Here is a 6,772-nt window from a genome sequence, read left to right as displayed (position 1 = left end):
GGCCGGTGCCGGCGGCGGCGCGGGTCGGGTGGCCCACACCGTCGCCCCGGCGGTCGCCCCGAGCACCGCCAGCACCCCGGCCACCAGCACCGCCCGGCGGCGACCGGCCCGGCTGCGTACGTCGCCGAGCAGCCGGACCACCGGCAGTTCGGCGGTCAGGCCGCCCTCGGCGCGGCGCAGGTCGACCTGCTGGAACGCGAGCCAGTCGAGGATCGCCGGGAGCCGCCCGGTCACCGCCTGCTGGTGCTGCCCGGCGCGCCGGTCGGCGTCCCAGTCGCCCTGCTCCAGCACCTCCCGAACGGACAGCCGGGAACCGTGGCCGGTGGCGACGATGTCGCAGGCCAGCCGGGTGCTCCGGTCCGCCTCGCGGCAGCGCAGCACCAGGCGTTCCGGTGCGCGCAGCTCGACCACCTCCACCTCGGTGTCGGCGTCGTACCCGGGCAGCCCCGCGGTCCGCAGCAGCGTCCGGTCACCCAGCGACTCGCTTCCGGCGAACCACTTGGCGAGCAGCTCCCGTTCCGTCAGGGCCCGCCAGATCCGTGCCGGCGGGTGGAACAGGTCGACCTCGGTGGCGATCTCGATCACGCGGAGACTCTAAGGCTCGCCCGTCCCACCATGTCGGACGGGCGATCCCTACTCCTCCGCGGGCCGGTCCGGGCCGCCGTCGTGCCAGCGGGCGCGGAAGGCCGCCTCGCTCGCCTCGTGGCTGGCCTTCTCCTCGTAGACGGCCCGGCGCAGCGCGGTGCGGGACTCCGCCATCATCACCAGCTCGACCGCGACGAGCGCGACGCAGATCGCGGTGAGCAGCGCGAGCGCGCCGAGCGCCGGCAGGTGCCGGCCGGCCGGCAGCCCGGCGGCGAGCGCGGCGAGGGCGCCAATCCGGGTCCACGACACCGTTCTCAGGGTGCGCAGCTGGAACGCCATGTCCGCGGCGAGATAGAGCATCACGCCGGCGAAGAGCAGTGGCACCGCGGGGCCCCGGGCCCGCTCGGCCACCCCGCCGACCGGGTCGGTGATCGTCCGGACCAGTGCCTCCGCGCCGATCGCGAAGAGGATCACCCCCGCGATCATGGGCAGATAGAGATAGGCGTACGCGTCGCGGGCCATCGCCACCCGCGGGCGGCCCTCGGCGGCGTGCAGCGCGATCCGGGCGGCCGGGCCGATCATGTCGAAGTGCGTCCACCAGAGAGCCGCGGTGAACAGGATGCCGAAGATCGCCGCCGGGATGGCCGGCCAGGTCACCGGCTTGCCGAGCAGGTTGCCGCCGACGCCGACCGAGATCACCGACTCGCCCAGCGCGATGATCAGGATCAGGTCGTAGCGCTCGGTCCAGTGCTCGGCGGAGGTGATCTGCCAGCCCTCGGCGCCGACCAGCAGGCCGCTGGTGTACTGGATGACCACCACGGCGATCCAGAGCCCGTCGCGCAGCCAGAGCCCGAGGCCGGGATCGTCGACCTCGGGCGGGAGCAGCGCCGCGACCAGCAGCAGGCAGGTGGTGATCACCACCTCGGGGGCGAGCTGCCAGAGCTTGCGCCGGGCCAGCGGGTCGCCCCGGGTGGCGTACGCGTAGAGCGACATGTGGACGGCGCGGATCACCATGTAGCTGACGGTGACCAGGATCGGTCCGGCCGCGCCCTGCTGGAGGTCGCCGAAGGTCTGCGGCAGCGCCAGCGCGAAGGTGAAGAGCGCCACCATGCCGACCACCATGAGCACCGGCACGAAGCCCTCGCCCAGCCGGAGCCGGGTGGCCACCGCGCTGTGCACGACCCAGCACCACCAGAGCACGGCGAGCGCCAGCATGGCGTGCAGCAGTTCCCGCGGGGTCACGTTCGCGGCGGTGGCCCGGGTGATGATGAAGAACGACACCACGAAGACGAGGTCGAAGAAGACCTCGAACTTGTCCACCCGGGCGGCCGGGGCGACCGGCACGGCGGGCCCCAGCCCCTTGCCCCACCCGTCGCGGCCCATCGCCCGAGTCTGTCAGCGGCGGGTCGGCCCAAGGGCGGAATCGACCGGCATCCCGGCTGGCCTCCTCAGGTGGTGGACCGGCCCAGATAGGTGAGCGGGCCCGGGTCCGGCACCGGGATCACGTGGAAGCCCAGCCGGTCGTAGAAGCCGCGGGCGCGGACGTTGGCGGTGACCATGCCGACGTGCAGCGCGGGTGCGCCGGCCCGGGCGGTGGCGGCCAGGAACGTCTCCAGCAGCCGCCGGCCGTGGCCGCGCCCCTGGTGGCTGGGGAGCAGGTCGATGTGCAGGTGGGCCGGGTAGCCGGCCAGTTCCGGCACCAGCATCCGCTCGGGGTGGTGGTGCAGGGCGATCATCTCCTCGTCCGGGGTGCGCGGGTCGCCGGCCGGCACGGGGTAGCGGTGTGCCAGCCGGGGGATCCAGACGCGCCGGTAGGCGCGGACGAAGGCGGGGGTGTCGGCGGTGCCGACCACGTAGCCGACCACCCGGCCGGCGTCGGCCAGCACGAACGCCAGTTCCGGTTCGAGGTGCAGGTAGGGGCCGGCGAAGAGGTCGGGCATGAGGTCGTCGGAGGCGTACCTCCCGCGGGCGTCGCCGCCGGCGTCGGCGGTGCGGACGCAGATGTCGTAGACGGCGTCGTGGTCGGCGGGCCGGTACGGCCGCACGGCCGCCGTGGATGTCGTGGTGCCGCTCATGCCGGGACCGTACGGCGTGGTATCGCTCTCACCGAACCCCCGGCGGTCGAGGTTCACCCACCCAGCCGCTGGCGGGCCAGGAACTTCGGCACCACCATCCGCCACGCCTCGCAGACCAGCTCGGTCATCTGGGCGTGGTCGAGCCGGTCGAGGTGGCAGCAGACCCAGTTGAACCGCAGGTCGGAGGGGCGGGGGAGGAAGAACAGCGCCGGCTCGGCGGCGATCAGCCCGTCCCGCTGCTCCTTGGGGTAGCCGAAGCCCATGCTCCGCTCGTCGCGGCTGAACGCGACGTAGACGATCGCGCCCACCCGGAACTTGATCCGGTCGTGGATCAGGTGCTCGCTGGTGCGGGGGAGGGTGCGGGCCAGGGCGCGGACCTCGTCGACGGTGACCACGTCGAGGACGCTAGCCCCACCCTCCGACAATCACCCGGCCGCCGGGGCCGCGTGGGCGAGCGCGGTCCGGAGCGTGCCGGCAAGCGGCTGGTCCGGCGCCTCGATCCACTGCTGGACGGCGACCCGCAGGGTCGCCAGGAAGGCCGCGGCGAGGACCCGGGCGCGCAGCGCCGCGTCGGCGCCGGTGAGCCGGCGGCCGATCTCCCCGGCCAGCTCCCGCTCGATCGCCGTGTACGCGGCCACCTGGTGCGCCACCAGGCCCGGGTTGCCGTGCAGCCGGCGGCGCCGGTTGAGCCAGGATTCGGCGGTCTCGTCGTACATCTCGTCGGCCTGGCGCAGCGCGGCCCGGCTCAGCGCCGTCCAGGGCGGCAGGTCGGCGGGTTGCTCGGCGATCAGTTCCAGCAGGCGGCGCAGCCGCATGGTGTCGCCGTGGAAGAGCGCCTCCTCCTTGCTGGAGAAGTAGTTGGAGAACGTGCGCCGGGACACGTTGGCGGCGTCGGCGATCGCCTCGACGGTGACCCGGTCCGGCCCCTGCTCGGCGGCGAGGCGCAGGGCCGCCTCGTGCAGGGCGAGGCGGGTGGCCGCCTTCTTCCGCTCCCGCAGCCCGGTGGCCTCCTCCATGGCTCCCAGCGTACGTGATCCGTTTCTCAATGAGCAAACTTGCCTACTGCGCAAGATTCGAGAATGATTGCTTGAGGCAACCAAGGCGGGGGAGGGAGAAGAGTGGACGCCACCAGCCGAGAGCTCGTCACCCGGTTGCAGGATCTGCTGACCGGCGTGCGGCTGCTCAAGCAGCGGCGCGCGGACGACCGGCCGGTCGTGCCGCCCGGCCTGGTGGGCCTGCTCCGGCACATCGACCAGGGCGCCGACACCGGCTGCCACGCCCGGGACCTGGCGGAACGGAGCCGGCTCGACCCCTCGACGGTCAGCCGCGCGGTCGCCGCCCTGGTCGCCGACGGCCTGGTGGACCGGCGCACCGACCCGGAGGACCGGCGGGCCAGCCACCTGACCGTCACCCCGGCCGGCCGGACCGCCCTGACCGAGGCCTACGACTGGTACGGCGCGGTGCTCTCCCGGGCGCTCGCCGACTGGACCCCTGGCGAGGTGGCGGCCCTGTCCGCCGCGCTCGCGCGCCTCACCCGCGACCTTGAGGTCGCCCTCACCCGACACGACAACCTGGAGGACGCGCGATGAGCGCACCCACCGCGACGGCGGACGCCGCGCCCATGAACCGGCGGCAGACGCTGGAGGCCCTCAGCGGCCTGTTGCTGGTGCTCTTCGTGGCCATGCTGAGCAGCACGGTCGTCTCGACCGCCCTACCGAAGATCATCGGAGCCCTCAACGGCTCGCAGACCCAGTACACCTGGGTGGTCACCGCCACCCTGCTCACCGCCACGGCGACCACCCCGATCTGGGGCAAGCTCGCCGACCTGTTCAACAAGAAGCTGCTGATCCAGGTCGCCATCGTGGTCTTCCTGGCCGGCTCGGTCGCGGCCGGGTTCGCGCACTCCGCCGGCCAGCTCATCGCGGCCCGTGCCTTCCAGGGCATCGGCGTCGGCGGCCTCCAGGCCCTCGTCCAGGTGGCCATCGCGGCGATGATCCCGCCCCGGGAGCGCGGCCGCTACAACGGCTACCTCGGCGGCGTGATGGCGCTCGCCACGGTCGGCGGCCCGCTGCTCGGCGGCCTCATCGTGGACACCTCCTGGCTCGGCTGGCGCTGGTGCTTCTTCGTCGGCGTGCCCGTCGCGGTCGTCGCGCTGCTTCTGCTCCAGGTCACCCTGCACCTGCCCACGGTGCGGCGGGACAACGTGAAGATCGACTACCTGGGCGCCACGCTGATCGCCGCCGGCGTCAGCCTGCTGCTGGTCTGGATCTCGTTCGTCGACGACTCGTTCGCCTGGCTGTCCTGGCAGACCGGCGCGATGGTCGGCGGCTCGGTGCTGCTGCTCGCCCTGGCCGTCCTGGTGGAATCGCGGGCCGCCGAGCCGGTCGTGCCACTGGAGATCGTCCGCGAGCGCACCACCGCGCTGGCAATCCTGGGCAGCCTCGCGGTCGGCATGGCGATGTTCGGCGGCGCGGTCTTCCTCGGCCAGTACTTCCAGATCGGCCGGGGCTACAGCCCGACCGAGGCCGGCCTGCTCACCATCCCGATGATGGCCGGCGTGCTGCTCTCCTCGATCGTCGCGGGCCGGCTGATCACCGCCAGCGGGAAGATCAAGCCGTACATCGTCGCCGGGTCGATCATCTTGGTCGCCGGCTTCGCCCTGCTCGGCACGATCGACCACGAGACCTCGCTGGTCCTGGTCGGTGCCGCCATGTTCATCGTCGGCGTGGGCGTCGGCATGACCATGCAGAACCTGGTGCTCGCGGTGCAGAACACCGTGGCGCTCAAGGACATCGGCGCGGCCAGCTCCACGGTGGCGTTCTTCCGTTCGCTGGGCGGCACCATCGGCGTGTCGGTGCTCGGCGCGGTGCTCGCCCGCCGGGTCACCGACCGGATCACCCACGACCTGGCCGCGGCCGGGATCCCCACCTCGGGCGGCAGCGGCGGCAGCACGCTCAACCTCGCCGCCCTGCCCGAGCCGGTGCAGAACATTGTGCGGGCCGCGTATGGTGACGCGACCGGGCACATCTTCCTGATCTCCGCCGGCATCGCGGTCGTCGGGATCCTGGCCGCGCTGTTGCTCAAGCCGGTCACCCTGCGGTCCAGCCTGGACCTGCCCGACACCGCCCGCTCGGTCGCCGTCGCGGCCGACGCGGTCGACGGGGCGCCCGCCTTCGACGAGGTGGCCGTGGACGTCACGGGCCCGGGCGAACGCGCCCGCCGCTGACGCCCCGTCGTCCCAGGGCCGTCGCCGATTCCGGCGGCGGCCCTGGTCCGTGCCCACCCGGGCCGGCGTACGCCGGCCGTGACCGAATCGAGGCGCTGTGGACACGACGCAGCCCGCGCCGCCCCCGCCGGTGGCCGTCGACGCACGGCCGGCCGGGGCGGTGCGCCGGGCGGTCCGCGAGCTGACCCTCGTCGCCGTGCTCTTCCTCGCGTACAAGGCGGGTCGGCTGGCGGTGGCCGGGCGGTCCGCCGACGCGCAGGTGAACGGGGAGCGGATCTGGTGGTTCGAGCGGCTGCTGCACCTGCCGAACGAGGTGGCCGTGCAGGCGCCGTTGCTCGTCCACGAGCTGCCGGTCCGGCTGGCCAACTGCTACTACGCGTACGTGCACTTCCCGGCCACCGTGCTGTGCCTGGTCTGGCTCTACCTCCGCCATCCCGCGCACTACCGGTGGATGCGGCGGGCGCTCGCCGCGCTCACCGCCTCGGCGCTGGCCCTGCACGTCCTCGTCCCGCTCGCCCCGCCCCGGATGACCGCGCTCACCGGCCTGGTGGACACCGGCAGCCGGTACGGCCCCGCCGTCTACGGCCCGCCCGAGGCCGACACGCTGAGCAACCAGTACGCCGCGATGCCCTCGCTGCACGTCGGCTGGGCCGTGGCCGTCGCCGTCGCGCTGGTGACGGTCACCGCCGGGCGGTGGCGGTGGCTGTGGCTCGCCCACCCGGCCGTGACCCTGCTGGTGGTGGTCGGCACCGGCAACCACTACTGGCTCGACGGGGCGGTCGCGGTGACGCTCCTCGGGCTGATCCTGGCGGCGCTGCCCCGACCGGACGCGCCGCGCCGGCCACCGGCCGGGCCGGCGCCCGCCGCGCGGCTGCGCCCGCACGTG

General features: G+C 73.7%; 8 protein-coding genes. 3 read left to right on the top strand and 5 right to left on the bottom strand.

What is annotated here, in order from left to right; all coding sequences use genetic code 11:
• The 5 genes from B0E53_RS31615 to B0E53_RS31595 all read right to left on the bottom strand — a co-directional run.
• Positions 1-585 (bottom strand): SRPBCC domain-containing protein (locus tag B0E53_RS31615; protein ID WP_146167837.1); only part of this gene is annotated, 585 nt, incomplete at its 3' end.
• A gap of 48 nt (positions 586-633) precedes the next feature.
• Positions 634-1,968, bottom strand: coding sequence for a low temperature requirement protein A (locus B0E53_RS31610; RefSeq protein WP_107079328.1), 1,335 nt, complete (start codon positions 1,966-1,968; stop codon positions 634-636).
• A gap of 65 nt (positions 1,969-2,033) precedes the next feature.
• Positions 2,034-2,660: a GNAT family N-acetyltransferase gene (locus tag B0E53_RS31605; protein WP_107079329.1), complete on the bottom strand. Its 627-nt coding sequence runs from the start codon at positions 2,658-2,660 to the stop codon at positions 2,034-2,036.
• 53 nt (positions 2,661-2,713) lie between these two features.
• Complete coding sequence (locus B0E53_RS31600; protein WP_107079327.1) at positions 2,714-3,055, bottom strand: MmcQ/YjbR family DNA-binding protein; 342 nt, start codon at positions 3,053-3,055, stop codon at positions 2,714-2,716.
• Positions 3,056-3,085: 30 nt separating this feature from the next.
• Positions 3,086-3,676: a TetR/AcrR family transcriptional regulator gene (locus B0E53_RS31595; RefSeq protein WP_107079326.1), complete on the bottom strand. Its 591-nt coding sequence runs from the start codon at positions 3,674-3,676 to the stop codon at positions 3,086-3,088.
• A 102-nt stretch (positions 3,677-3,778) separates the two neighbouring features.
• Here B0E53_RS31595 and B0E53_RS31590 point away from each other — a divergent pair, with 102 nt between their 5' ends.
• From B0E53_RS31590 to B0E53_RS31580, 3 genes are all read left to right on the top strand, one after another.
• Positions 3,779-4,249: a MarR family transcriptional regulator gene (locus tag B0E53_RS31590; protein ID WP_107079325.1), complete on the top strand. Its 471-nt coding sequence runs from the start codon at positions 3,779-3,781 to the stop codon at positions 4,247-4,249.
• Positions 4,246-5,886: an MDR family MFS transporter gene (locus B0E53_RS31585; protein WP_107079324.1), complete on the top strand. Its 1,641-nt coding sequence runs from the start codon at positions 4,246-4,248 to the stop codon at positions 5,884-5,886. The genes B0E53_RS31590 and B0E53_RS31585 overlap by 4 nt, the downstream gene beginning before the upstream one ends.
• A gap of 97 nt (positions 5,887-5,983) precedes the next feature.
• Positions 5,984-6,772, top strand: a 789-nt coding sequence (locus tag B0E53_RS31580; RefSeq protein WP_107079323.1) for a phosphatase PAP2 family protein, incomplete at its 3' end; no start/stop codon positions are given.

It is taken from the genome of Micromonospora sp. MH33 (assembly GCF_003013775.1).
Classification (GTDB): Bacteria; Actinomycetota; Actinomycetes; order Mycobacteriales; family Micromonosporaceae; genus Micromonospora; species Micromonospora fulviviridis.
This window is presented reverse-complemented; position numbering and strand designations above follow the sequence as displayed.